The following is a 25,438-nucleotide window of genomic DNA, read 5'->3' as shown; positions in this document are numbered from 1 at the left end:
GGAGCGTAAATTATTAAGTGTAAATAAAGGGCTCGTACCAAAACCATTTTTTCAGACCCATTTTAATGCCGTAATTTAATCAGGGTTTTATTACCTTAAGCCATATAGTAAATTCTCTGCCTGTTTTTAACGGGGAGTTAACCATTTAATAATTGATTTATGAAACGAGCCAGTTTGTATCCGGCCAGGGAGAGAGCCATTAATGTGGGCATAATAAAGGGGTTGATGTATGCCGATAGCCAGGCAAGCTACGATATGGCGCTGAATAATTTTATTGAAAATATCCACCCCTCCCTATTTGCCGAGATGGACTGGATGGAAATAAGCGTTCCCCCCGAACGAAAGGAAAATGCCAGGGTTATGAACGATGCTTTGTTTTTAAATAACCTGGAACATGTATTAAAACTTCGTGGCTTGGAGTTTGAGATGAACGATGACGAACTGTTTGATGAGATAAGGGAAAATAAGGATTTTTACAGGTATATTCTGGAAGTTGAGCCCAGAATATCAAAAGCATTCAATGAGCATACTTATCAGGCCATTGTAAATTCTTATAATCAAAGCAACAAAAAAAAGGGATTTATAACATACCCACCCAAAACCAATATTCCGAATCGGAGGCCGAAGATTTGTATGGTGAGATGATAGGTGAATTGCGTGAGCGCTATAAAAAACGGATATCGTCTCAAGAGGCCGAAGCATTTGACCGAGCCGGCGAGGAGATAAGTTATAATATGACACATTTTATTACTGCTGTTCAAATGGGTACCGTCAACAAGGTGTGGCATACTTTTTTACGGGTGCGGCTCGCAGATGGATCGTCTGTGTTACTGGATCAAACAAGTAATACCCTTATTGATTTATTAAACCCGGCAGAAGTTACCCGAATGTGGGATTTGATTCCGGAAGAGCCGGTAAGGGAAAATATAATTCTTTACAGCAATAGTAACAAGCAAGCTTTTAACGATGCAAAAGAAGCGTATAATCAGAAAGATTACCAGAAGGCAGAAAAGCTATTCGCGCATTTAAATGAAAGTGATCCCGATGATAAAGTAATAGGCAGGTACCTATCAAGTGTTTACCTTTATCAAGGCAAAAAAGAAATGGCGCAGGCCATATTAAAAAACAATTAAGGATGGAAAGTGTTCTGGATTTTTTGAACAGTAAAACCGGTGTTATGGCTGCTTTAGCGGCACTTATTACACTTATAGGTGGTGTAGTAGGTATATTGCGGCCCTGGGTGAAAAGTAATAAGGGTAAGAAGGCCCTTATACCCAGGCTTGAGTTTGCCGGAATGAAAACTAATCAACCCCCACCCTGGAGCAATGCCGGGGAAATAAAATTTAACCTTGTTAATGCGAGTGGCGGAAAGGCCGTGATGACCCAAATGTGGCTCAAGGTACAAGGTAATGGTCCATGCGAAAAACAAAAACAAGTTGAAACAGCCGCCCCCATACCCCAATATACGTACAAGGTTGTACTTAAGCCCCATGAAAAGAATTACGATGTAAGAGCTAAGAAATTTGGCCCAAAGCCTCAGCCGCATGCTTTTGAAAAGGATGAGGTAGAGGCTTATGTGATCGAATTAACATCTTCGGAGCCACAATGGTACAGCTTTGTTATAGAGGTGGAATGGTATATTACCTCTAAACCACAGCAAATAAATATTGTACAATCGGAAGAGCTGTGGATGGAGTTTTTGCCCGATACGGTATAAAATAATCAGTGGTTATCACACTCCGCTAGCTCCATAGTTAGGCAGTACCCGTGCGCTGGGGTCATTCACGTTGCAGTTTTCCCATTCCTTGTTAGGCATCCAAAAGTTTTTGATAAGACCTGATCTTCCGGGGAAGTGCATCTCAAAAATATCGCGGTACATCAGTGATTCTTTGGAGAAGGGAGTGCCGTGGGGATATTTTTCTGCGGCATTAGCAAGGTCGGGATAGCTGTACATTTCTTCGGCACAGGCTTTTAAGTGATCCACGCAACTGTGCCCAACGGCATCCGAAAAAGCCGCTTTTTGCCGATATAGGATTTCCTGCGGTAAATAATCATCTTCAAAAGCTTTACGTAACAGGTATTTTCCTATGCCGGTATTGTTCATTTTAATTTCGGGTGCTATGCGCATTACGTAATCCACAAAGTCGAGGTCGCCAAAAGGTACGCGGGCTTCCAGACCACATGACGATATGCATCGGTCGGCACGCAGTACATCGTATTGATGGATTTCGTTCAGACGTTTTTCGGCTTCCTTCTGAAAAGCAGCTGGACTGGGGGCGAAGTCGGTATATTTGTAACCGAAAATTTCATCTGCAATTTCGCCCGTCATTAATACTTTTACGTCGGTGTTTTCGCTGATGTATTTACAAATAAGATACATGCCCACGGAAGCCCTGATGGTTGTTATGTCCCAGGTTTCGATGTTATATATTAAAGTACTGAGGTTATCAAAAATATCTTGTTTTGTAAACAGTACTTCGGTATGATCGGCCCCCAAATAATCGGCTACGATGCGTGCATATTTAGTATCTATGGGGTCATCTTCTATGCCTATGGCAAATGTTTTAATAGGGCACTTCAGCATTTTGGCAGCTACTGCGCATACTAAGCTAGAATCCAGCCCACCGCTGCAAAGGAAACCAACCGGAACGTCGGCATGAAGTCGTTTTTCAATCCCCCGTGTCAATTTTTCGTTGATGTTACGGAATATTTCGTTCAGCTTGTGGTGGGCAAAGGTTTCTACTTTTGAGATATCACGGTAGCAAATAAACTCTTCGCCATCGTAATAATGTCCGGGAGGAAATGGTTTTATCTCCTGACAGAACGAATGTAATGTTTTCATTTCGCTGGAAAATAGGATATCCCCTGTGGCTGAATAACCGTAAAACAATGGTCGGATACCAATAGGATCGCGGGCTGCAAAGTATTTGTTTTCTGCTGAATCGTAAATTACAAATACAAATTCAGCATCCAACGCACACACGGTCTCCTTAATCCCTTTATCTAAAAATAAGGGGATAATTACTTCACAATCACTGGTCGACATAAAATGATAGTGATCTTCGTACTTTTTACGCAGTTGGGGAGAGTTGTATACTTCACCATTACACACCAAATGGATGTTTTGGTATTCAAGAGGCTGGTTTCCATTGTTCGACACATCCATTATGCTTAAACGATGAAATCCCATCCAGCCTTGTTTTCCAAAGTCTCTGAACACTGAATTATCCGGTCCTCTGTATTTGATTCTGTTGAACTCACTGGCAAACAAAATTTTGTCCATCTTATCGCTTCCGGTATAAACTGCAAATCCGCACATAGGCTTCTTGTTTGAATTAGAATAGTTATTAATTGTGTTTCTTTAGTTTTGATATGTAACAAATATCGGGATAAAGATATGGAAATATAATAAAAATGCAATAAAAAAAGATAAATAGTAATAATAATGCGGTATTTGCTATCTGTTTGATACTTTAAGGATGGGTTTATTTATAGGTAAGTAGATTTTTTTCAAAGCTTCAGCAACAGTCTGGGTAGCCGATTTTTTGGACTAATATTGATTTGATTGGAGGGATGTTGTGCTTGCAAACGCCTACTCGGCAGAGTATGCATCATAGTTTTGTATTTGGTATTCAGAAAGAATACACTTCATTTGTTTGTAATTGATTTTTTTTGTTTTTTTGCATGTCACTAAATGTGATTTGATTAACCATTCTAAAAAACAAATGCCTATTGCAAATATTTACGCTTAATTAAAAATTACTTAAGCATGAAGAGCATTCAAAAAATGCCCGATAACAGCTTGGTTCAAGCTTTTATATCAGGCGATGAGAAATGTTTGCAAGTTCTCATAGACAGGCATAAGAATAAAATTTACTCCTACATACTAATGCTGGTAAAACAGCAGGAACTGGCCGAAGACATATTTCAGGATACTTTTATTAAGGTGATTCAAAATCTGAAAAGAGGTAAATACGTCGATAACGGAAGGTTTCCGTCGTGGGTGATGCGTATTGCCCATAATTTGGTCATCGATTTTTACCGCAAGCAAAAGCATATGAAGGTGGTGTCCAACGACGACAACGAATACGATTTGCTTAACTCTACAAAATATGCCGATGCTACGGTAGAGGATAAAATGGTGTACACGCAAATTTTAAACGACGTAAGCGAACTGCTGGAGCTACTGCCCGACAATCAAAAGGAAGTAGTCAGGCTCAGACATTTTATGGGGCTTAGCTTTAAAGAGATTGCCGAAGAAACCGGAGTGAGCATAAATACAGCCCTTGGCAGGATGCGATATGCGCTAATAAATATGCGCACAATGGTTGAAGAGAAAAATATTTCGCTAACAATTTAATTTTTTTGCAATAATTGAAAATATTCGGCGTTTTTTAACTGTGTGTTAAAGATTAGATACCGATATTTAAATGTAATGTTTTGATCGTTTTTGCATTGATGGTCAATGGGCATTTGTATCGAAAACTACAGTTGTTTAAATTGTACATAGTGAAAAAAACGCCTATGAATTCAAATGTTACCCAGGATTTAGCCAAGCTGGAAGAATACAGTTTGGCTTTAATTGATTTTTTCGAGAAATTACCCGACAGTTTTTTCGATGATGAAAATCTCAATCCACCGCAACACATAATCGACCTTGTACTCGGTTATTCAAAAAATCATGTTTCGCCTTTGCAAAATAATTCCAAATTGTACAGGTTTGGTATGAATTGAATTAATACTACGAGGGGTTTTTAATTTTAGTCGTAAAAATTCTTCTCGTAGGCGGTAAATTCCCGGCCTCTGAATAGCTTACGTTTTATTGTGGCCGAGATGAATCCCAAGCCATAGCCAACTATTTGTACCATGGCGGCCAGGCTTGATGCCATGCCCACCTTTACACTTTTACTTTGTATAGAGGCATCTACAATAAATATTATCCACGGAAAAAGTGCCAAAAGGTAAAAAGATGGAAAGTAGATGCCTGCCAATATGGTAATGATGTATCCAATGGTAAACAGAGCCGGCAAGGCATGAACCATTTTTAGCGATCCGGGATGGCGATAGTTTAAATTAATGCGAGCAATACCGGAGTTATATACCTGTTTAAAAAACGATTTGAAATTGTTGCGGCGTTTGTGATAAACGCCGGCCTCTATAATCAGTTTGGTGGTATAGCCGGCCTCAAGTATGCGCATGCTAAAATCCAGATCTTCGCCAAAACGGAGTTTTGCAAATCCTTTCAGTTCCTGAAATACTTCCTTTTTTATGCCCATGTTAAAACTGCGGGGATAAAATTTATCCAGTTTCTTTTTTCCGCCTCTTATACCGCCTGTGGTCAGGGTAGCCGTCATGGAATAGCTGATGGCCTTTTGAATGGTGTTAAACGATGGGTGGGCCATATCGGGTCCGCCGAAACAATCTACATTGTCCAGTTTTTCATCTACCCTGTTAAAATACTCCGCCGGAATCAGACAATCGGAATCAAAAAACAAAAAATAGTCGCCTTGAGCTAATCCTGCACCGGTGTTGCGCGCAGGTCCGGGGCCGGTGTTGTTCTGGTATTCGTATCGCAGATTCAGCTTATTTTTATAATGTGCACAAATATCTTTAGAGCTGCGTTGCGATCCGTCCTCCACAACAATAACTTCAAAATCTTTATAGTTTACGAGTGTTAGGCTGTGCAGTAGTTCGTCTAGTTCGTGCGGACGGTTATACACCGGTATAATTACAGAATACTTGGGCATAGATATCGTTTTGCGTGTTTAGGCACAAATGTAGCTTAACCAAAGATAATTGCAACCACAGTTCGTAGGTTTTAGCTGGTGAATCCGGATAAATATATAAAATGTAGAATAAAAACGTAAAAAGGCCGGGCATGATGGAGGCAAATCCCGGTCATATTGCTGCCAATGCATTTTCTATTCCGTTTTTTTCTTTTTTTACAGACTTATAATTTATTAGTTTTACCTTTCATACCAAAAAATACACAATGAAGATAATATCATGGAACGTGAACGGTTTGAGAGCCGTTGCCAAGAAAGATTTTTTTAGCGATTTGGCTAAGATGAATCCGGATATATTATGCCTGCAAGAAACCAAAGCACAAGACGATCAGGTGGCCGAAGCCCTGGCCAATGTGGATGCTTATCATATTTACTCCAACTCGGCAGAAAAAAAAGGATATTCGGGAACAGCCGTACTTTCAAAAACGGTTCCTTTGAAGGTTACCAGAGATATAGGCATGCCGGAACACGATACAGAAGGACGGGTGCTGTGTTTGGAGTATGAGGATTTTTATTTGGTAAATGTTTATGTGCCCAATTCAGGTAGTGCGTTAAAACGTTTGGATTACCGTCAAACATGGGATAAGGATTTTTACAACTACCTGAAAAATTTAGAAAAACATAAGCCGGTGATTGCTTGTGGCGATTTTAATGTGGCGCACAAGGCCATTGATTTGGCTCGTCCAAAGGCCAATTACAATAAGTCAGCCGGTTTTATGCAAGAGGAGATAGACGGTATGGATAGATATACTGAGGGAGGGTTTATTGATACCTTCCGTCACTTCTATCCAAACCAAACCGACACCTATTCGTGGTGGAGCTACAGGGCTGGTGCCAGAGGCAAGAATGTAGGCTGGAGAATAGATTATTTTCTTGCGAGTGAATCTTTCCTTCCCTCAATTAAAAATGCTTTTATTATGAATGAGGTATTAGGATCGGATCATTGTCCGGTGGGGATTGCCTTGAAATAGATTTTTTAACGGGAGTATTGCCTCGGGTAACACTCTCGTTTTTTTAGTATCAAATCCATCTAGAATTTAAATGATAACTTCTGCTTAGGATAAGCCTGTAGCCTCATTGCGGCATTTAAGTGCTGAATTGTGAGTTAGCCTGAAAAAATAGACTGACATGTATTGAAATACTAGCAAAATAGACCTATATTACGAATGTACAACTGAATGTTATAACTAAAAAGTAGCTTTATGTCTGAATTCGTAAAATCAAAAGCGGCCATCGCTTGGGGGCCCAACCAACCACTTTCCATTGAAGAGGTTGATGTTATGATGCCTAAAAAAGGAGAAGTGATGGTAAAAATTATCGCCACCGGTGTTTGCCACACAGATGCCTTTACATTATCTGGTGAAGATCCTGAAGGTATTTTTCCGGCTATTTTAGGCCACGAAGGTGGAGGCATTGTACATGCCATTGGCGAGGGCGTAAGCAGCGTTGCCGTGGGCGATCATGTTATTCCTTTATACACTCCGGAATGTGGGGAGTGCAAATTTTGTACATCGGGTAAAACAAATCTTTGCCAAAAAATTCGCGAAACGCAAGGTAAAGGCTTAATGCCCGATGGCACCACACGCTTTTTTAAAGACGGCCAGCCCATTTATCACTACATGGGTACATCCACATTCTCTGAATATACGGTAATGCCCGAAATATCACTTGCTAAAATAAATAAGGAGGCTCCACTCGAAGAGGTATGCCTCTTAGGTTGTGGTGTAACAACCGGTATGGGTGCAGTTTTGAATACGGCTAAAGTAAAAGCCGGCGATACCGTTGCTATTTTTGGCTTGGGTGGTATTGGATTATCAGCTATTATTGGTGCAAAAATGGCAGGAGCGAGCCGTATTATTGGTATCGATATCAATAATAGTAAATACGATTTAGCCACCAAACTGGGTGCAACAGATTTAGTTAACCCTAAAGATTTTGACAAACCAATTCAAGATGTGATTGTAGAAATGACCGATGGCGGCGTTGACTTTTCATTCGAATGTATCGGTAATGTGGATGTGATGCGCTCGGCATTGGAGTGCTGCCATAAAGGATGGGGCGAGTCGGTAATTATAGGCGTGGCCGGAGCAGGTCAGGAAATCTCTACCCGTCCGTTCCAACTGGTAACAGGCCGAGTATGGCGGGGTAGTGCATTTGGTGGCGTGAAAGGCCGTTCGGAGTTACCTGAAATTGTAGAGCGTTACATGGCTGGTGAATTTGCACTGGACGACTTTATAACCCATACCATGGGCCTTGAAGACATTAATGATGCATTTGATTTAATGCACCAGGGTAAAAGCATTCGCACAGTAATCCATTACTAAAGCAGATAATTAATAATAATTTAAATTTATAAGCCGCAATTCTTACTTTAATCTTGTGGCACTATACATATAGTTATGTTAGAAAATATTTCAAGTGTAAAAGTATCCGATGGTTGGCATAAGCAATATAACCATAACGCTACAAGCACAAACTGCAGCATGCGTTTTGCCATATTTTTACCTCCTGGTGCTAGCGAGAGCAATAAAGTGCCCGTGCTATATTGGCTTTCGGGCTTAACCTGTACGGATGAAAACTTTATGCAAAAAGCAGGTGCCTTCAAAAAAGCCGCTGAATTGGGTATGGCCATTGTGGCACCCGACACCAGCCCCAGAGGCGAAAATGTACCCGATGAAGACAGCTACGACTTTGGCCAGGGTGCGGGATTTTATGTAAACGCTACACAAGCACCGTATGCTACACATTACCACATGTACGATTATGTGGTAAATGAATTGCCCCGGCTTATTGAAAAGCACTTCCCTGTTACCGGCACAAAAGCCATTAGTGGGCACTCAATGGGTGGGCACGGTGCCTTAATGATTGCGCTTAAAAACCCGCAAAGTTATGTCAGCGCATCAGCGTTCAGCCCTATCGTAAATCCTGTAAATAGCCCATGGGGTGTGAAAGCCTTTACGGGTTATTTGGGTAATGATAAGGCCGTGTGGGCTCAATACGATTCATGCGAATTGATGCGTCAAGCCAAGCAAAGCGATTATTTACCTATGCTGGCAAGTCAAGGCGATGCCGACAATTTTTTAGAGGAACAATTAAAACCAGAGAAATTAATAAACGTTGCCAAAGAAAAAAACTATCCGCTAAGCTTTGAAATGCAAGCTGGTTACGATCATAGCTACTTTTTTATCAGCACCTTTATCGATCAGCATTTATCATTTCATCATAAGTATCTGCAGGGTGAATAAGCGAATCGCTGTCTTGGTGAGGATATTGTCGATTAGGGCTTCATAGACATAAATTCATACACCGCTTGCAACAAATCCACCCCCTTTTTTGCACCTCCGCTAAAGCTATACGACGGCAAGCAGAAGGGTGGGGTGGATAATATAGGTGCTTACGCTAGGGTTTGCGCAGAGCTGATTTTTCTGATGGCTACAGCTCTTGGCTAAGGACACTGCGCCTGCAGAAAGCTTTCTTTAGAGTGTAGTCATGTGCTTGCGCCAGGGACTTCAGCCCAGGAGCATGACGCATGATTCAGCCACCGCGTGCGGTGTTAAATTAAAAAACGGGTTGGTTATATACCATACCAACAAAAGTCATATTTGATGGATAAACCGTGAATCACTTTATTTGTTTGTTTAAACAAATATTCCAGTAGAGATTAAACTAACAGCGCTGGTATACGTTCTCAATCTAAACTTTTATCTCTTCACAACTTCCTCAACAGTCTTTTTGCCCGGGCTTTAAATGCTATCGTGTTGTTGTTGGTTTGTTCCTCTATAATCAGCTTTAATTCAGCACGGAGCTCAGGGTAGGTCTGCGAAATGTTGAATAACAATTGCATGGCGTGTACTTTTACTGCTACTGCTACCGATTCATGTTGTAACAAATCAAAACAAGTATTCACAAAGTTACCATCAACTTTTTCTGTGATGTCGTAAAACGATAGCAGCTTACCCAAAATACGTCTTGTACTGTCGTTATCGCTCAACATAAAAAGGTTTATCATCTTATTTACATAGGTGTTTATTAGGTTCGGATTATCTTGATAAATATGATCGAGTACCCAGGCCGCTTTCCATGCTTTTTTATGCTTGGGATCTTCCATCAATGCAAAAATTAATTCTATCAAAGGCTTATTTTTGGCTATGTGCCCGGCCAAAAACAGCGCCTGCTGCTTAGAGTTGCAGCTCTCAATCTTTTGAAACAGTTCTTCTTCGTTCATATCATAAAAATATTCCACCTCGCCATTCAAACAAATATGCCTTTTGTTGGTTGGAATGCTATAAACGACCTAAGTGTCTTTATTGAATTCCCCGATAAATTTATCTAATTTAGAGTAATTATTAAATAAAAACTATTTTCTATGATTCTTGGCTTACTTAGAGAGCCCGGTGACGAAACGCGTGTGGCGTTGCTCCCGGAGTTGGTAAAAGAGCTGGTAGTGGCTAAAGTGGAAGTGCTCACCGAAAATTCGGCCGGTGAAAAAGCATTTGCCAGCGATGCCGACTATGAGGCTGCAGGAGCAAAGCTTGCTTCGCGAGAGGCTGTTTTTGAGCGTGCAGAGGTGTTGTTACAAATTCAACCACCCAACGACAGCGATTTATCTCTTATCAAAAAAACACAGATATGGATCAGTGTTTTTAATCCACTTTGGGAAACGGTATTGGTAGATACCTTTTTAAAAAAGGGACTTACTACCTTTAGTCTGGATTCTATACCACGTAGCACACGGGCGCAGGCCATGGATGTTTTATCTTCTATGGCTACCGTGGCAGGATACAAGGCGGTGCTGGAAGCTGCGTTACGCTTACCTACCTTCTTTCCAATGTTTATGACAGCTGCGGGTACGATACGCCCGGCGAATGTATTAATTTTAGGAGCCGGGGTAGCAGGTTTGCAAGCCATTGCATCAGCCCGCAGGCTGGGTGCTCAGGTTCAGGTGTTTGACGTACGCTCTGCTGTAAAAGAAGAGGTGATGAGCCTTGGTGGTAAATTTGTAGAGGTGGAAGGTGCTGTAGAAGATAAGGCGGCAGGAGGATATGCCGTGGAGCAGACAGAAGAATTTAAAAGGAAACAGCAGGAAGCCATAGACCAACATGCGGCCAAAGCCAATGTAGTTATTTGTACGGCACAGATTCCCGGACGTAAAGCACCCGTTCTTATTCATAAAGCAACGGTAGATAACATGAAACCAGGTTCGTTAATTATTGATTTGGCTGCTTCTACCGGAGGCAATTGCGAGCTGACCAAAAACAATGAATCCGTAGTACACAAAGGGGTTACCATCATAGGGCAGAGCAATTATCCGGCGCAGATGCCCGTGGATGCCAGTCGTATGTTTGGTAAAAATGTGTTTAACTTTTTAAAGCTTATCATAGGCGAGGAGGGTACACTCAACCTTAATTTCGATGATGATATTGTAAAAGGAACCTGTATCACCCATCAGGGCGAAGTATTGAATGAAAGAGTGAAATCGATAATAGAGAAAAAAAACGGAAGTCCGGCAATAAAAGAAACAGAAATAAAAACCGGAACAAAAACCAAAAAATAATTTGAGATATGGAAAGCGTATTACAATTCTTCTTTACACATAAAGAAGCCATTTTTATCATAGCTTTATCCATTTTTTTGGGTATAGAAGTTATTTCAAATGTCCCTTCTGTATTGCACACCCCACTTATGTCGGGAGCCAATGCCATTAGTGGGGTCATCATCATAGGAGGCATAATTTTAGTAGGTCATGCCGACCTTTCTACCTTCTCATTAAACCTGGTACTGGGTATCCTGGCCCTTATCTTTGGTACCTTAAATGTGGTGGGCGGTTTTGCCGTGACGGACAGGATGCTAGAAATGTTTAAAAAAAAGAAAAAGTAAAAAACTATGGATAAAATATTAGGCGTTCTGAACGGTACTGCATATACCGTTGGAAGCACATTGCTTGAACTGAGTTATCTCCTTGCGGCTCTTTTGTTTGTTTATGGACTTAAATTGCTCTCCCATCCCGAAACGGCACGCAAGGGCAACCTGTGGGCAGCCGGCGGTATGGGACTGGCCATGCTGACCACCTTACTGCTGCATAAAAATGCAGCCGGTGGAGGTATCTCTTTAGTTAATATATGGATAATAATTGCTGCAATAAGTGTAGGTGCTCTAGCCGGCTGGATTATTTCGCGTCGTGTTAAGATGACGGCCATGCCGCAATTGGTGTCTTTGTTCAACGCATCCGGAGGTGCTGCATCGGCACTGGTGGCCTTGTTGGAGTATCCCAACGCAATGGCAGGCAACGTGGGTTCTATTTTGGTAACAGTGCTTGGCCTTATCATCGGTGCTGTAGCTTTTAGTGGTAGTATGATTGCTTTTGGAAAGCTCGATGGTAAAGTGGGTGATGTGATGAAACCTTTTATGACCTACTTTAATCTGGGGCTTTTAATCGTGACCCTGGCTCTGGGAGCTTATTTGGTGGCTTCGCCAAATCCCCCGCTTCAAATGCTTTGGGCCATCTATTTATTAACAGCTCTTGCGCTTTTGTATGGTGTTACATTTGTGTTGCCCATTGGCGGGGCCGATATGCCCGTGGTAATATCGCTGCTAAATGCTTTTACTGGCGTTGCGGCAGCTATGGCCGGATTTATTTATAACAATCAAGCTATGATTCTGGGGGGTATTTTGGTAGGCTCGGCCGGAATGATATTGACCGTACTCATGTGTAATGCCATGAACCGATCTTTGCTAAACGTGATTATTGGTGCCTTTGGTGGTGGAGGTGCCTCTGCTACTGGCGAAGAGGGTACCATTGCAGAAATTACCTTGAGCGATGCAGCTGTTCTGCTTAGCTATTCGCAAAACGTGGTGGTAATACCCGGATACGGATTGGCAGTTGCCCAGGCGCAGCACATTGCGCACGAACTCGACATTTTATTAGAAGGAAAAGGTGTACAGGTACGATATGCCATTCATCCCGTGGCAGGTCGTATGCCCGGGCATATGAATGTGTTGCTGGCAGAGGCTGATGTACCCTACGAAAAATTGGTGGAGATGGATAGCATTAACCCCGATATGCCCAATGTTGATGTGGCCATAGTGGTGGGAGCCAACGATGTGGTTAATCCTGCTGCACATAGCGATCCGGGAAGCCCTATTTATGGTATGCCCATCATAGAGGCCAGCCAGGCTAAAAATATCATCGTAATGAAACGAGGAATGGGAAAAGGTTATGCCGGGATTGAAAATCATTTGTTTTTCAACGATAAAACACGTATGCTCTTTGGTAACGCCAAAGATACCCTTCAAAAATTGGTGACTGAGATAAAGAATTTTTAAGATTAAAAAATAAATATCATGGAAAAGGACATCTTTCATATTAAAAAAAATATTTCGGTAGAAGGATCAGATTATACCTACTACAGTCTTTCTGAGCTGCAAAAGCAAGGATATAATATTGACAAGATGCCCTTTTCCATTCGCATCTTGCTCGAAAATGCCCTGCGCAATTACGATAACTTTGCTATTACACGCGAAAACATCGAAACCATTTTGCAGTGGAAGCCCAAGGCCAGCGACAAGGACATACCCTTTAAGCCTGCCCGGGTATTGATGCAGGATTTTACAGGAGTGCCGGCAGTGGTAGATATCGCTGCCTTGCGCGCCGAGTTTGCCCGAAAAGGCCATAATCCTGATGCCATCAACCCCTTAATTCCGGTAGATTTGGTGGTGGATCACTCCGTACAGGTTGATTATTTTGGTACCGAACAATCCTACCAAAAAAATATAGAGCGAGAGTATGATCGGAATAAAGAGCGTTACCAGTTTTTAAAATGGGCGCAAAATTCCTTCGATAACTTCAGGGTGGTGCCACCGGGGATGGGAATTTGCCACCAGGTAAACCTGGAATATTTCGCCAAAGGAGTCATTACGCGGAATAACGAAATCTTCCCCGATACTTTAGTTGGTACAGACAGCCACACACCAATGGTAAACGGAATAGGCGTGGTAGCTTGGGGTGTTGGTGGCATAGAAGCAGAAGCGGCCATCCTGGGCCAACCCATCTATTTTATCATGCCCGAAGTAATCGGTTTGAAACTCACCGGCAATCTACCGCTGGGTTCAACGGCTACTGATCTGGTGCTGACCATAGCCAACCTGCTGCGTAAATTTGGCGTGGTGGGTAAATTTGTGGAGGTGTTTGGACCCGGACTTGATAATCTTTCGGTGCCCGATAGAGCTACCATTGGTAACATGTCGCCCGAATTTGGATGTACCGTCACTTATTTTCCCATAGATGACAAAACATTGGAGTACATGAAAAAAACTAATCGCTCCAATGAACAAATAACTTTGGTCGAAAAGTACTGCAAAACCAATATGTTGTGGCGCGAAAATGAAGATAAAATTAACTATACCCATGTATTAGAGCTTGATATTTCCACCGTTCACCCCACTGTTGCAGGTCCTAGCCGGCCACAAGACAAAATATTACTAAAAGATTTTAAAGATCAGTTTATCCAACTCCTGCACGATTCTTTTAACCGGGAATATATCCCTCAGAACGAGCGCGAAATGGATAAGTCTATTACCAGGTTCGACGGCGAAGGAGGGGATCTCCTCTTTTTGGATAAGGATAAAGATAAATTGACAATAGAAATGGAGGCGCGTGAAGCAAACGGCCTAAAAACAGTTTGGATAACCAGAGGGCCTGAAAAATTTATGCTTTCCGACGGAGCGGTAGCTATTGCCGCCATTACTTCCTGCACCAATACTTCAAATCCTTTTGTGATGATAGGGGCCGGCTTGTTGGCCCGCAAAGCCAGAGAACGCGGAATAGGTGTCAGACCTTGGGTTAAAACATCACTCGCTCCGGGTTCCAAAGTGGTAAGCGATTATCTTGAGAAAGCCGATTTGATGAAAGATCTGGAGGCTTTGGATTTTCATTTGGTGGGTTATGGTTGCACCTCGTGTATCGGAAATTCGGGGCCTTTGTCGCCCGATATCGCTAAAGCCATTGACGACCAGGGATTGGTGCTCACTTCTGTTCTCTCCGGTAACCGGAATTTTGAAGCCAGAATACATCCGCAAGTGAAAATGAATTTTCTGATGTCGCCTATGTTAGTTGTGGCCTATGCTATTGCAGGCCGCGTGGATGTCGATTTAATCAACGAAGCTATTAGTTATGATTCGAATCAGGAGCCGGTTTATCTTAAGGATATTTGGCCGTCAGACGATGAAATAAACGATGTTATGCGTCAGGTTTTAAGTCCTGATGATTTTGCAAAAAACTATGGGAAGATATTTGAAGGCAACAGTACATGGCAAAACCTGCAAGTTCCCAAGGACAAGCTTTATCGTTGGAATAACGAATCAACCTATATTAAAGAGATACCTTTTTTCCGTGATATTTCGGTTGAGCCTGAAATGTTGAAGGATATTAAAGAGGCAAGAGTGCTGTTGAACCTGGGCGACAGTGTTACAACCGACCATATATCTCCAGCCGGTGCATTTAGTGAAGATTCAGCCTCGGGGGAATACCTATTATCACGTGGCGTGGAGAAACGGGATTTTAATTCCTATGGTTCGCGCAGGGGAAATGATGAGGTGATGGTGAGGGGTACTTTTGCCAACGTAAGGATAAAAAACAAGTTGGCCACAAAGGAAGGTGGCTATACGCGTTATTTGCCTACCAACGAGGAACTGACTGTTTACGATGCTACGGTGAAGTATAAAGCGCAGCAAACTCCATTGATGGTGTTGGCAGGAAAAGAATATGGCAGTGGCTCGTCACGCGATTGGGCTGCCAAAGGCACTTTTTTACTCGGAATAAAATGCGTGCTCGCCGAAAGCTATGAGCGTATCCATCGAAGTAACCTGGTGGGTATGGGTGTGTTACCGCTACAATATAAAGAGGGCGAAACAGCACAAAAATTAGGGCTCACCGGTGAGGAAGTATATACCATTACAGGGATTGAAGAGGGTTTAAAGCCTTTGAAAGAGATACAGGTTACCGCCAAAAATGAAAAAGGGGAACGCACATTTCGGGTTATTGCCCGTTTAGATTCGCAAATTGAGATAGAGTATTACCGCAACGGTGGCATATTGCAATATGTATTAAGGCAATTTCTAAAAAAAGCAAAATGAATCGCAATACGGAACATTTAGGGCTTTTTCTGGATCATTACGAGCTGAGTATGGCTCAGGGATATTTTTTTACCGGAAGAGGTAACATAAGCTGTAACTTCGATTATTTTTTCCGGACTAATCCCTTTGAATCCGGGTTTACAATTTTTGCTGGTTTGCAGGATTTATTGGAGATGATTGGAGATTTTAGATTCGATAAAGAAGCCATTGATTATCTGCATAAAATTGGCTTTAAAAGTGATTTTCTTGAGTTCTTGAAAAGCTTTTCGTTTAAAGGAAATATCTATGCTGCCCGCGAGGGGGAAGTGGTATTTTCAAACGAGGCTGTCCTTTGTGCACAAGGAACCATTATCGAAACTCAATTGTTGGAAACACTCATTTTAAATGTCCTTAACTTTCAATCCCTCATCGCCACAAAGGCAAATAGAATGCGCAAGTCGGCCGGAGACAGGAATTTAATGGAATTTGGTATGCGACGCGCACAGGGCAGAGCCGCCATCGGGGGCAGCAGAGCCGCCGTTATCGGAGGCATGGACAGTACTTCTAATGTAATGAGTGCTTTCCTGTATGGTGTAAATTCATCCGGAACACAGGCACATTCGTGGGTGCAGAGTTTCGACGATGAGCTGACTGCCTTCAGAAAGTTTGCCGAAACACATCCCGAAAATTGCGTACTACTGGTGGATACCTATCAAACTTTAGAAAGCGGGGTACCCAATGCCATAATCGTGGCAAAGGAAATGCAGCAAAGAGGACAAGAACTGGCGGCCATTAGATTAGATAGTGGCGATCTGGCATATATTTCTAAAAAAGCCAGAGCAATGCTCAATGCTGCCGGTTTGAAGGGTGTAAAAATTATTGCTTCCAACCGCCTGGATGAATATCTGATTAATAGTTTAATTCAGCAAGGTGCACCGATCGATGGTTTTGGGGTGGGTACCAGTTTAATTACGGCACACCCCGATGCAGCGCTCGACGGTGTATACAAGTTAAGTGTAATTAATAACAAGCCAACCATTAAGTTATCGGAGGATGCTGCTAAAGTAACATTGCCGGGCATTAAAAAAATTGTGAGATACTTTAATAGCGATAAGCAGTTTTGTGCCGATGGTATCGTGCTCAATGAGGAGAAAGAAGAGGATATTGACTCTATTTATCATCCCCAATTTACAGATAAAAAATCCTGTGTAAAAGGATTAGAAAGTGAAACCATTGTTTCAAAGGTATACGAAAATGAAACCATAATCAACAAGAAAAAAACCATTGCCGAAATATCAGATTACAGAAAGCACCGGGTGGCACAATTACCTGAGGAGTTTCATAGATTTGAGTATCCTCATGTATATAAGGTTGGACTGAGTAAAGGCTTAATTCAATTAAGGAATGATTTGATTCAGGGAGTCCATAAATAAGGCGCTTAAATAGTAATAATTATGGAAGAGCCTAGCCTTAGATTGCTCACTATGAAACCCCTAATCCCTAATGTCTAACATCTAATCTTATTCCAATGAAAGCACTTTTTATAGTAGATTTGCAAAATGATTTTTGTCCCCATGGGGCGCTCCCTACACCTAAGGGGGATGCAATTATTCCGGTGGTCAATAAGCTCATGTCAAAGTTCGATTTTGTGTTGGCATCTAAAGACTGGCATCCTGAAAAATCGGTTCATTTTAAAAAATGGCCTGTTCATTGTGTCCATGATACCCATGGGGCCGAGTTCCCTTCCTCATTAACTGTCGATAAGATAGATACGATATTTTTAAAAGGTACCGACGATAAAGACGATGGTTATTCGGCTTTTGAAGCAAGTAATATCAATCTGGCCGACTATTTGAAAAAGAATAAGATAACAGCGCTTTATGTAGCCGGGCTGGTTATTGAGTTTTGCGTTAAGCGGACGGTTATGGATGCATTAAAGCACGGATTAAACACCTTTGTTGTCAAAGATGCCGTAGAAGGTATTTATCAAAATCCCGGTGATGTACCCCTGGCTTTTGAGGAGATGAAAAATGCCGGGGCTACCATTATTCATTCCAGTGAAATAGTGGGGGGAAGGGAATAGTATTTCTCTCCACCATATAAATTCAGGGTTTATTTAAAGTAAACACCTTCGGAGTTTTAATTTGTAGCAATCAACGAAATTTACAGAACAGCTGGCCATACAGTTGTGAAATTAGTATAGCTGCCGTATGTAAAATCTACGATACACCGTACGAGCGTCCTGTGCATAAGCATCAGTGGAGTTTACGCAACTGGGGGTAAAGGAAGTGCAAGTATAAACTCCGTAGGATCTGGGGATAAGCAAAAACCGGAAAGAGTTTCAATCGCACTACCTCCGCTATAATGAATTGAGTAGTTCCGGGTAGCCAAGCTTTTTTAGCAAGCACCACCCATTCACCCTTTTAAAACCCATTAATTCCGCTCGTATTTCCTATCTTTGCACTCTTCTTAATAAAAATGCCACATGTCCAAATCTGTTTCTAAAAGTATTCAAATAAAAGGAGCAAGGGTACACAACTTAAAAGGTATCAACCTCGATCTCCCACGCAATAAATTTATTGTTATTACAGGCGTTTCCGGTTCAGGGAAATCTTCCCTGGCCTTTGATACACTTTATGCTGAGGGGCAGCGGCGCTATGTAGAGAGTCTGAGCTCCTATGCACGTCAGTTTTTGGGTAGGATAGACAAGCCGGAGGTGGATTACATTAAAGGTATTCCACCGGCTATTGCCATTGAGCAAAAAGTGAATACGCGAAACCCACGTTCAACGGTGGGCACTTCAACCGAGGTGTACGATTACATGAAACTGTTGTTTGCCCGAATTGGGAAAACCATTTCGCCTGTTTCGGGGAATGAGGTAAAACGACATTATGTTACCGATGTGGTGAATCATATTACCAACCACGAGGATGATACCAGGTTGGTAATTCTTTCGGCTATTCACCTACCTGTGGGCAGAACTTGTGCCCAGCATTTGGAAGTGCTGATGAAACAGGGATTTGTGCGTGTGGAGAGCGAAGGCGAGTTTTATAAGATAGAAGATTTACTGAACGACAAAAGCCTGTTGGGTGGCTGTACCTCTTTTAATTTGGTTATTGATAGAGCAACGGCAGCCAAGGATGAGGATAACTTGTCGCGCCTGGCCGACTCTATTCAAACTGCCTTTTTTGAAGGTAAAGGAGAGTGCATGGTTAATGTGTACAAAAGGAATGGGGTAGAAATTGCTACTTTTTCTAATCGTTTTGAGTTGGATGGGATGGAGTTTGAAGAACCCAGCGAACATATGTTCACTTTTAACAATCCGGTGGGTGCCTGTAAAAGGTGTGAGGGTTTTGGCAATGTTATCGGTATTGACGAGGATTTGGTTATACCCAATAAATCATTATCGGTGTATGAAGATACGGTGGCCTGCTGGAAAGGCGAAAAAATGGGGGAGTATAAAAAGATGCTGATTTCCTCGGCACACCATTTTAATTTCCCCGTGCACAAACCGTATTACGAACTCACACAAGGTCAGCGTAAACTACTTTGGGAAGGCAACAAGTATTTTTATGGTATTAATACTTTTTTTAAACACGTTGAAGAACAGCAGTATAAAATTCAGTATCGGGTGATGCTGTCGCGGTATCGTGGTAAAACAAAATGTCCGGAATGTAATGGTACCCGACTAAAAAAGGAAGCTTCGTATGTAAAAGTGGGAGGGAGGTGTCTCTCCGAACTGGTGTTGATGCCCATAACAGAGTTGATGGATTTTTTTAAACACTTAAAGCTTACCCAACACGAAGAGAAAGTGGCCGTTCGCCTGTTCAGGGAAATCAACACCCGCTTAAAATTTCTGTACGAGGTGGGCTTGGGCTATCTAACACTGAACCGCCTTTCATCAACTCTGTCCGGGGGCGAGAGTCAGCGCATTAACCTGGCTACTTCGCTGGGTAGCAATCTGGTGGGATCCTTATATATTTTAGACGAACCCAGCATTGGCCTGCACTCGCGCGATACCGCACTCTTAATTACCGTTTTGCAGGAACTGCAGCGCATGGGCAATACCGTGGTGGTGGTAGAACACGATGAGGATATTATGCGTGCTGCCGACATGATTGTTGATATTGGACCTGGTGCGGGACGTTTGGGTGGTGAAGTAGTGTTTAAAGGTAAGTTAGAAGAAGGTGCAGATGCACAGCTGAGTTTAACCCATCAGTATTTATTTGGAGCTAAAAAAATAGAATTGCCTACCTCACGCAGGAGTTGGAACAATTATTTGCAAATTCTGGGTGCCAGAGAGAATAATCTGAAGGGGATAGACCTAAAAATTCCCCTTAACGTGCTCAATGTGATAACGGGTGTGAGTGGTTCGGGCAAATCGTCGCTCATCGGCACCATATTATACCCGGCCATCAAAAAACGCTTGGGCGGATATGCCGATAAAACAGGTGCTTTTGACCTGCTTCAAGGCAATGTGGAAGATATTGCCGAGGTGGAGTTTGTAGATCAGAATCCCATTGGTAAATCCTCACGTTCAAACCCGGCAACCTACCTAAAAGCCTACGATGAGATACGTAAGCTAATGGCAGAGCAAAAAGTGTCCAGGATAAATGGCTATAAGGCGTCGCACTTCTCATTTAATATCGATGGAGGACGCTGTGAGGAGTGTCAGGGCGAAGGAACCATAAAAGTAGAAATGCAGTTTATGGCCGATATTGTGCTCACCTGCGAAAGCTGTGGAGGCAAACGTTTTAAATCGGATATTCTGGACGTAACATATCGTGGTAAAAACATACACGACATATTGGAGATGACCATTGAACAGGCCATCGGTTTTTTTGGTGGGGAGGCAAAAGCTACCCCTAAGCGTATCGTAACTAAATTACAACCATTGGCCGACGTGGGTTTGGGATACGTAAAAATGGGGCAGCCCAGCAGTACCCTTTCCGGAGGTGAGAGTCAACGTATTAAGCTGGCCTCATTCTTGGCTAAGGATAAGAACGATCCTACCTTGTTTATATTTGATGAGCCAACTACGGGGCTGCATTTTAACGATATCAAAAAACTGCTCGCTGCCTTTGATGCCCTGATTGCCAAGGGGCATTCGCTGGTTATTATAGAGCATAACATGGAAATTATTAAATCGGCCGACTGGATTATTGATCTGGGCCCCGAAGGTGGCGAAAAGGGCGGATATCTGGTATTTGAAGGCCTGCCTGAAGATTTGGTGGAAAATAAGGCATCCTATACGGGTAAGTATCTAAAACCCTACTTGCAATAAAAGAAAAAAGCTGCGGTTCAAAGCAGCTTTTTATCTTTAAATAGAGGTGTGTTATCAGATTTATTTTTTAATTCCAAAAAGAACAGCCACACAGCCTTTTGTTACACTTGGGTTTTCGCTTTGGTAATCATCGAGCACTTTTAATTTTAAAACGAGCATTTGTGTTGATTTTACCGTAAAGTCCCATATATCGGCATAATGATGATCCTTATTGTCAAAAATAACGTTATTTTCCTTGTCTATCAGGCGAAAGTGAATGTTCGGAAGCTTGTCTATTTTCGTTACGGAAACTCTATAGGTTTGTCCTTCAAAAAATGTTTTATACAATTCTGCTGTTTCACCCACTCCTAAAATTGTAGCATTATAATTTCCGTCGTGCACAAAATTACCCAATTTGGGTTTGGCTACATTTTTAGCAAAACTAACACATTGTGCTTGTCCATTAAATGGTAACAAACATATGAGAGCCATGCATATTACAACGAAGGGTGTGCTTGTATTGTTAAATTTCATTATTAAAACAAAGTGTGATTGCCAATTACGAGATAAATTCTGTTCTTATTTCAGTTACTTTTTTTATTAGTGCTTCAAACACTTCTTTGGAGATGTAAGTCTCGGAGTCGGCTTTGATGATAGTCACTTTATTTTCGGTATCTGTTTCAGATTCTACTTTTGAGGTGTTTACAATTTTAACCTGTTCAAAAATGCCTTTTAGCTCGTTCATTTTTCCGAGCAGGTATTGTATGTCCTCATTGTGGGAATGTGACTCCAACAAATTCATCATTGTAATCAAGGATAGCTTCTGATAAATAATTCTATCTAATAATCGCTTGTTGTTCTCCATAGATCCATTGGTGAGAGCCGATGCCAGATACAAGCCCTCTACCCATCCGCCTACTAATACCATGACCGAAATGGCGGCCCTGTCATTTTCTTTTAAATAGGCGTTGGACGACATAAATGTTTCAGAAATAATTTCCAAAACAACATCTCTGTTATTCATGTTATCCTGTAAGCTGTTGATGGTATTTTCGTCTATAGCATCGATAATACTCAAACCTTCGGCCATTTTTTTTGCACATCCCATATACTGGATGGTGCTTTGCGTTTGATCAAATAGGCTGGTGTAACTCAAATCGGCACTATAAACTCCCAGGTTAAGTGCCATTTTAAGGTTGGTGTTATAGTTATCTGCGTTACTGATGGGATTTAGTATTTCCTGGTTGTATCGTGCTCCCGATCTTTTAATAAGCATGGCCGTTTCTAATGGTGAGGGCAGCGAATAAAAAATCAATTTTGACTTGTTAAAGTCTTCCATCAATTGCGCATCAACCTGTTTTTGAGCCGATGAAATTATTTTATCTTGTTCTGTCGATGATTTTTTTTTGTTATCTGACTGGCAGGACGACAGGATATAGGTGCCGAGAAATAAAACTGCTAATAGTTTACAACTCAGAAGTAAATTTTTTCTCATTTTGTATTATTTTGAGGGCTAAAATATCAATTATAATTTATAATGTAACCAAATGATAATAAGTTTTTTTACTCCATATTCGAAAAGTACCTCATGAATTGTGCTCTCTCATACATCACGGGATCTTTTATTTTGCGGTAGCTCATCATACCCCTGAAATCTTCAATATCTTTAAACCCCTTGGCTTCCATCCAATACGATAGTTCGTTTAGCATGTCGGATATTACTTTAGGGCCTTTTTGATAGATGGCCGAGCATACCTGAACCGTGGTGGCACCAGCCAAAAGTTGTTTGATAACTGCCTCTCCATCGTGGTTTCCTGTAGATGCCGATACATCTATTTGTTTCACCTTGTCGGATACAATGGCCACCCAGCGTAGTGTTCTTCTGATGTCGGCAGGGGTGCTAAAAACAGAAGCCGATCCCAGTTTTAGTTCGTTAATATCAATGTCGGGCTGAAAAAAACGATTGAAGAGTACAACACCTTTAGCACCTTGTGCATACAATTTGTTTACCACTCCAACAATATTGGCGAAGTTATCGCCCATTTTTATGGCAAATGGAATATGGAGTGCTTTGTTGAGGTTTTCGGCTACGCTGTAATAAAGTTCTTCAATGGCGATAGCATCGGTGTACTTATCGGTATTTACCACATGCACGTTTAGTTCAATGGCATCGGCACCAGCCTTCTCTATTTGTTTGGCAAAGGAAAGCCACTCGTGAGTAGAAAAACAGTTGATACTGGCGATGATGGGAATGTTGAATTTTGACTTGGCATCTGCAATCAATTGAAGGTATTCGCCTACAGAATTATTTTTGGTGTATCCGGCTATGTAATCCATAGCTTCGGGATAATCTAAACCGTGCCCGCCTTGAATCTGCTTATTGATATCGTGGTTAATCTGTTCTTCAAAAAGCGACTTAAGTACAACGGCACCCGCTCCTGCGTCCACCAGCTTTTGTATCTTATCGATACTATTGGTTAAACCGGAACTGCCCACAATTATAGGATTTTTAAGCGTTAGCCCCAGATAGCTTGTATTTAATTTTGTCATAGGTTTATTGTTTTCAGAACAAATATAGTTGATTTAAAAGATTATTGTAAACAAAAAGCATCTTTAATGCATCGGGTTAATAATTTCTGGCTCCAAATATGGAGCTCCCTACACGTATTATGGAGCTCCCTTTTTTGATGGCAAGTGGATAGTCACCCGACATACCCATCGAAATTTCCTTAAAGTTATCTTCTTCTTTAAAATAAGTTTTTTTTAGGTGTTGAAATATATTGGCTAATGTATCAAATTCCTGGGCTATCTGATTTTCATCATCTGTATAGGTGGCCATTCCCATTACGCCACATAGGTTTATATTTTTTAATTCGCCAAGTGGCGAGCTGTGCATCATCTCTTCAAATTCATCTAAGGAAAAACCAAATTTAGTGCTTTCTCGTGCTATATGAAACTGCAATAAGCAGGGGATGGTGCGATGGTTTTTTTTAGCCTCTTTATTAATGGTCTTCAGTAGTTTAAGGGAATCTACGCCATGGAGTAAGCTAATAAAGGGAGCGATATATTTTACTTTGTTGCTTTGCAGATGTCCTATAAAGTGCCATTGTATATCCTTGGGTAATTCTTCGTGTTTTTTGGTTAGTTCCTGTACTTTATTCTCACCAAACACTCGGTGCCCGGTTTCGTAGGCTTCCATAATTTCATTATACGATTTTGTTTTGGAAACGGCCACCAGGCATACATTAGAAGGTATGGATTTTTTAATTCGGATAATTCTTTCAGCAATGCTCATTTGTATGTATTCAATATTATTATTGTGAATTACAAAAATATCATAAAAAACCATGAAGTAAAAAAAATGGACTATTAAAGCCTGTAACCAGAAGAACAACTTTTAATGATTTAGAGGTGCCGGATGAGCATAGACAAAAGCCTACCCAACGGTATGTATTATTTCTGCCCAGGTACAGGATTGCAACTTAGCGGAGGAGTATAGATCCTTTACCTCCCAGAAAACCTGAGAATGCAAATTAAAATAGGCTGCTGGCAGGCTAGGTTGCTTCCATATAAAACGATACACTTATAAAGTGAATAATAACACCCCATAATTGCGGCTTGTATCTGTTACGCGTGCGAGCTGTATTATCCTAAATATTTCAATTTGTTTGGTTTAGGTTTAAAACATTATATTTGCACCCAAAATTATAACATAACTTATAAAATAGGCATGGCAAAACTGATAATCAAAAGCTTTGAAGAACTCGAAGCGCTAATAGGAAAAGAAATAGGAAAATCGGAGTATCACAGTATTACACAGGAGCAAATAAACCAATTTGCCGATGCCACCCACGATCACCAATGGATACACACCGATCCGGAGAGAGCAAAAGCAGAATCGCCCTTTGGCAATACTATTGCGCATGGTTATTTAACAGTGTCAATGTTGGCCTATTTGTGGGAGCAAATGGTAGAGGTGCAAAACATTAAATTACAGGTTAACTACGGAATCGAATCGTTGAAATTTAATCAACCTGTGGTGGTAAACTCAAAGATAAGACTGGTGGCCAAAGTGGATGAAGTTAAAGACCTTAGAGGTGTTACCAAAGCGGTTATCGGTGTGGTGTTAGAAATAGAAGGAAACAAAAAACCTGCGTTCGAAGGTAAAATCATTTTCTTATATCATTTTATTAGGAATTAAAGAGCAGGTAAATTTTTTTGATAAAATCAGGCCGCCCATTGCTGGGCGGCCTTTTTTGTACGTTTTTTTTAGACTATT

Annotated in this window: 23 protein-coding genes; 16 read left to right on the top strand and 7 right to left on the bottom strand. The window is 41.4% G+C overall.

What is annotated here, in order from left to right:
- Positions 1-159: 159 nt before the first annotated feature.
- The 3 genes from FN809_RS12095 to FN809_RS12085 are packed head-to-tail and all read left to right on the top strand — an operon-like array spanning position 160 to position 1,717.
- Positions 160-645, top strand: coding sequence for a hypothetical protein (locus FN809_RS12095; protein WP_142533792.1), 486 nt, complete (start codon positions 160-162; stop codon positions 643-645).
- Positions 642-1,133, top strand: a complete 492-nt coding sequence (locus FN809_RS12090; RefSeq protein ID WP_142533791.1) for a tetratricopeptide repeat protein — start codon at positions 642-644, stop codon at positions 1,131-1,133. Before FN809_RS12095 ends, FN809_RS12090 begins: the two co-directional genes overlap by 4 nt.
- Positions 1,134-1,135: 2 nt before the next feature.
- Positions 1,136-1,717: a hypothetical protein gene (locus FN809_RS12085; protein ID WP_142533790.1), complete on the top strand. Its 582-nt coding sequence runs from the start codon at positions 1,136-1,138 to the stop codon at positions 1,715-1,717.
- A gap of 15 nt (positions 1,718-1,732) precedes the next feature.
- On the opposite strand, the gene asnB is transcribed toward FN809_RS12085, so the two are convergent.
- Positions 1,733-3,319, bottom strand: a complete 1,587-nt coding sequence (gene asnB, locus FN809_RS12080; RefSeq protein ID WP_142533789.1) for an asparagine synthase B — start codon at positions 3,317-3,319, stop codon at positions 1,733-1,735.
- Positions 3,320-3,769: 450 nt separating this feature from the next.
- Here asnB and FN809_RS12075 point away from each other — a divergent pair, with 450 nt between their 5' ends.
- Both FN809_RS12075 and FN809_RS12070 read left to right on the top strand, forming a co-directional pair.
- Complete coding sequence (locus FN809_RS12075; RefSeq protein WP_142533788.1) at positions 3,770-4,360, top strand: RNA polymerase sigma factor; 591 nt, start codon at positions 3,770-3,772, stop codon at positions 4,358-4,360.
- A gap of 164 nt (positions 4,361-4,524) precedes the next feature.
- Complete coding sequence (locus FN809_RS12070; protein WP_142533787.1) at positions 4,525-4,734, top strand: hypothetical protein; 210 nt, start codon at positions 4,525-4,527, stop codon at positions 4,732-4,734.
- Between the two features lie 26 nt (positions 4,735-4,760).
- Here FN809_RS12070 and FN809_RS12065 read toward each other — a convergent pair whose 3' ends face one another.
- Positions 4,761-5,747: a glycosyltransferase gene (locus tag FN809_RS12065; protein WP_142533786.1), complete on the bottom strand. Its 987-nt coding sequence runs from the start codon at positions 5,745-5,747 to the stop codon at positions 4,761-4,763.
- Positions 5,748-5,992: 245 nt separating this feature from the next.
- Here FN809_RS12065 and FN809_RS12060 point away from each other — a divergent pair, with 245 nt between their 5' ends.
- From FN809_RS12060 to fghA, 3 genes are all read left to right on the top strand, one after another.
- Positions 5,993-6,757, top strand: a complete 765-nt coding sequence (locus tag FN809_RS12060) for an exodeoxyribonuclease III (RefSeq protein WP_142533785.1) — start codon at positions 5,993-5,995, stop codon at positions 6,755-6,757.
- A gap of 231 nt (positions 6,758-6,988) precedes the next feature.
- Positions 6,989-8,110: an S-(hydroxymethyl)glutathione dehydrogenase/class III alcohol dehydrogenase gene (locus FN809_RS12055; protein WP_142533784.1), complete on the top strand. Its 1,122-nt coding sequence runs from the start codon at positions 6,989-6,991 to the stop codon at positions 8,108-8,110.
- 75 nt (positions 8,111-8,185) lie between these two features.
- Positions 8,186-9,031, top strand: coding sequence for an S-formylglutathione hydrolase (fghA, locus tag FN809_RS12050; RefSeq protein ID WP_142533783.1), 846 nt, complete (start codon positions 8,186-8,188; stop codon positions 9,029-9,031).
- 464 nt (positions 9,032-9,495) lie between these two features.
- On the opposite strand, the gene FN809_RS12045 is transcribed toward fghA, so the two are convergent.
- Positions 9,496-10,011: a hypothetical protein gene (locus tag FN809_RS12045; protein WP_142533782.1), complete on the bottom strand. Its 516-nt coding sequence runs from the start codon at positions 10,009-10,011 to the stop codon at positions 9,496-9,498.
- A 141-nt stretch (positions 10,012-10,152) separates the two neighbouring features.
- On the opposite strand from FN809_RS12045, the gene FN809_RS12040 reads away from it, so the two are divergent.
- The 7 genes from FN809_RS12040 to uvrA all read left to right on the top strand — a co-directional run bounded on the left by FN809_RS12040 (position 10,153) and on the right by uvrA (position 21,180).
- On the top strand, positions 10,153-11,340 hold the full coding sequence (locus tag FN809_RS12040; protein WP_142533781.1) for a Re/Si-specific NAD(P)(+) transhydrogenase subunit alpha: 1,188 nt from the start codon (positions 10,153-10,155) through the stop codon (positions 11,338-11,340).
- 8 nt (positions 11,341-11,348) lie between these two features.
- Complete coding sequence (locus FN809_RS12035; protein WP_142533780.1) at positions 11,349-11,663, top strand: NAD(P) transhydrogenase subunit alpha; 315 nt, start codon at positions 11,349-11,351, stop codon at positions 11,661-11,663.
- A gap of 6 nt (positions 11,664-11,669) precedes the next feature.
- A complete protein-coding gene (locus FN809_RS12030; protein WP_142533779.1) occupies positions 11,670-13,109 on the top strand; it encodes an NAD(P)(+) transhydrogenase (Re/Si-specific) subunit beta in 1,440 nt (479 codons plus the stop codon).
- 18 nt (positions 13,110-13,127) lie between these two features.
- On the top strand, positions 13,128-15,917 hold the full coding sequence (acnA, locus tag FN809_RS12025) for an aconitate hydratase AcnA (RefSeq protein ID WP_142533778.1): 2,790 nt from the start codon (positions 13,128-13,130) through the stop codon (positions 15,915-15,917).
- A complete protein-coding gene (locus FN809_RS12020; RefSeq protein ID WP_142533777.1) occupies positions 15,914-17,329 on the top strand; it encodes a nicotinate phosphoribosyltransferase in 1,416 nt (471 codons plus the stop codon). Before acnA ends, FN809_RS12020 begins: the two co-directional genes overlap by 4 nt.
- Before the next feature lie 95 nt (positions 17,330-17,424).
- On the top strand, positions 17,425-17,979 hold the full coding sequence (locus FN809_RS12015; RefSeq protein WP_142533776.1) for an isochorismatase family protein: 555 nt from the start codon (positions 17,425-17,427) through the stop codon (positions 17,977-17,979).
- 402 nt (positions 17,980-18,381) lie between these two features.
- A complete protein-coding gene (gene uvrA, locus FN809_RS12010) occupies positions 18,382-21,180 on the top strand; it encodes an excinuclease ABC subunit UvrA (RefSeq protein ID WP_142533775.1) in 2,799 nt (932 codons plus the stop codon).
- Positions 21,181-21,240: 60 nt separating this feature from the next.
- Here the strand turns inward: uvrA and FN809_RS12005 are convergent, their stop codons facing one another.
- From FN809_RS12005 to FN809_RS11990, 4 genes are all read right to left on the bottom strand, one after another.
- On the bottom strand, positions 21,241-21,651 hold the full coding sequence (locus FN809_RS12005; protein ID WP_142533774.1) for a hypothetical protein: 411 nt from the start codon (positions 21,649-21,651) through the stop codon (positions 21,241-21,243).
- A 67-nt stretch (positions 21,652-21,718) separates the two neighbouring features.
- Positions 21,719-22,654, bottom strand: a complete 936-nt coding sequence (locus tag FN809_RS12000; RefSeq protein ID WP_142533773.1) for a hypothetical protein — start codon at positions 22,652-22,654, stop codon at positions 21,719-21,721.
- Between the two features lie 68 nt (positions 22,655-22,722).
- Positions 22,723-23,709, bottom strand: a complete 987-nt coding sequence (locus FN809_RS11995) for a dihydroorotate dehydrogenase-like protein (RefSeq protein WP_142533772.1) — start codon at positions 23,707-23,709, stop codon at positions 22,723-22,725.
- 76 nt (positions 23,710-23,785) lie between these two features.
- Complete coding sequence (locus tag FN809_RS11990; RefSeq protein ID WP_142533771.1) at positions 23,786-24,508, bottom strand: YggS family pyridoxal phosphate-dependent enzyme; 723 nt, start codon at positions 24,506-24,508, stop codon at positions 23,786-23,788.
- Between the two features lie 381 nt (positions 24,509-24,889).
- On the opposite strand from FN809_RS11990, the gene FN809_RS11985 reads away from it, so the two are divergent.
- A complete protein-coding gene (locus FN809_RS11985) occupies positions 24,890-25,360 on the top strand; it encodes a MaoC family dehydratase (protein ID WP_142533770.1) in 471 nt (156 codons plus the stop codon).
- Positions 25,361-25,438 lie beyond the last annotated feature (78 nt).

The sequence above is a fragment of the Saccharicrinis carchari genome (assembly GCF_900182605.1).
GTDB lineage: Bacteria > Bacteroidota > Bacteroidia > Bacteroidales > Marinilabiliaceae > Saccharicrinis > Saccharicrinis carchari.
This window is presented reverse-complemented; position numbering and strand designations above follow the sequence as displayed.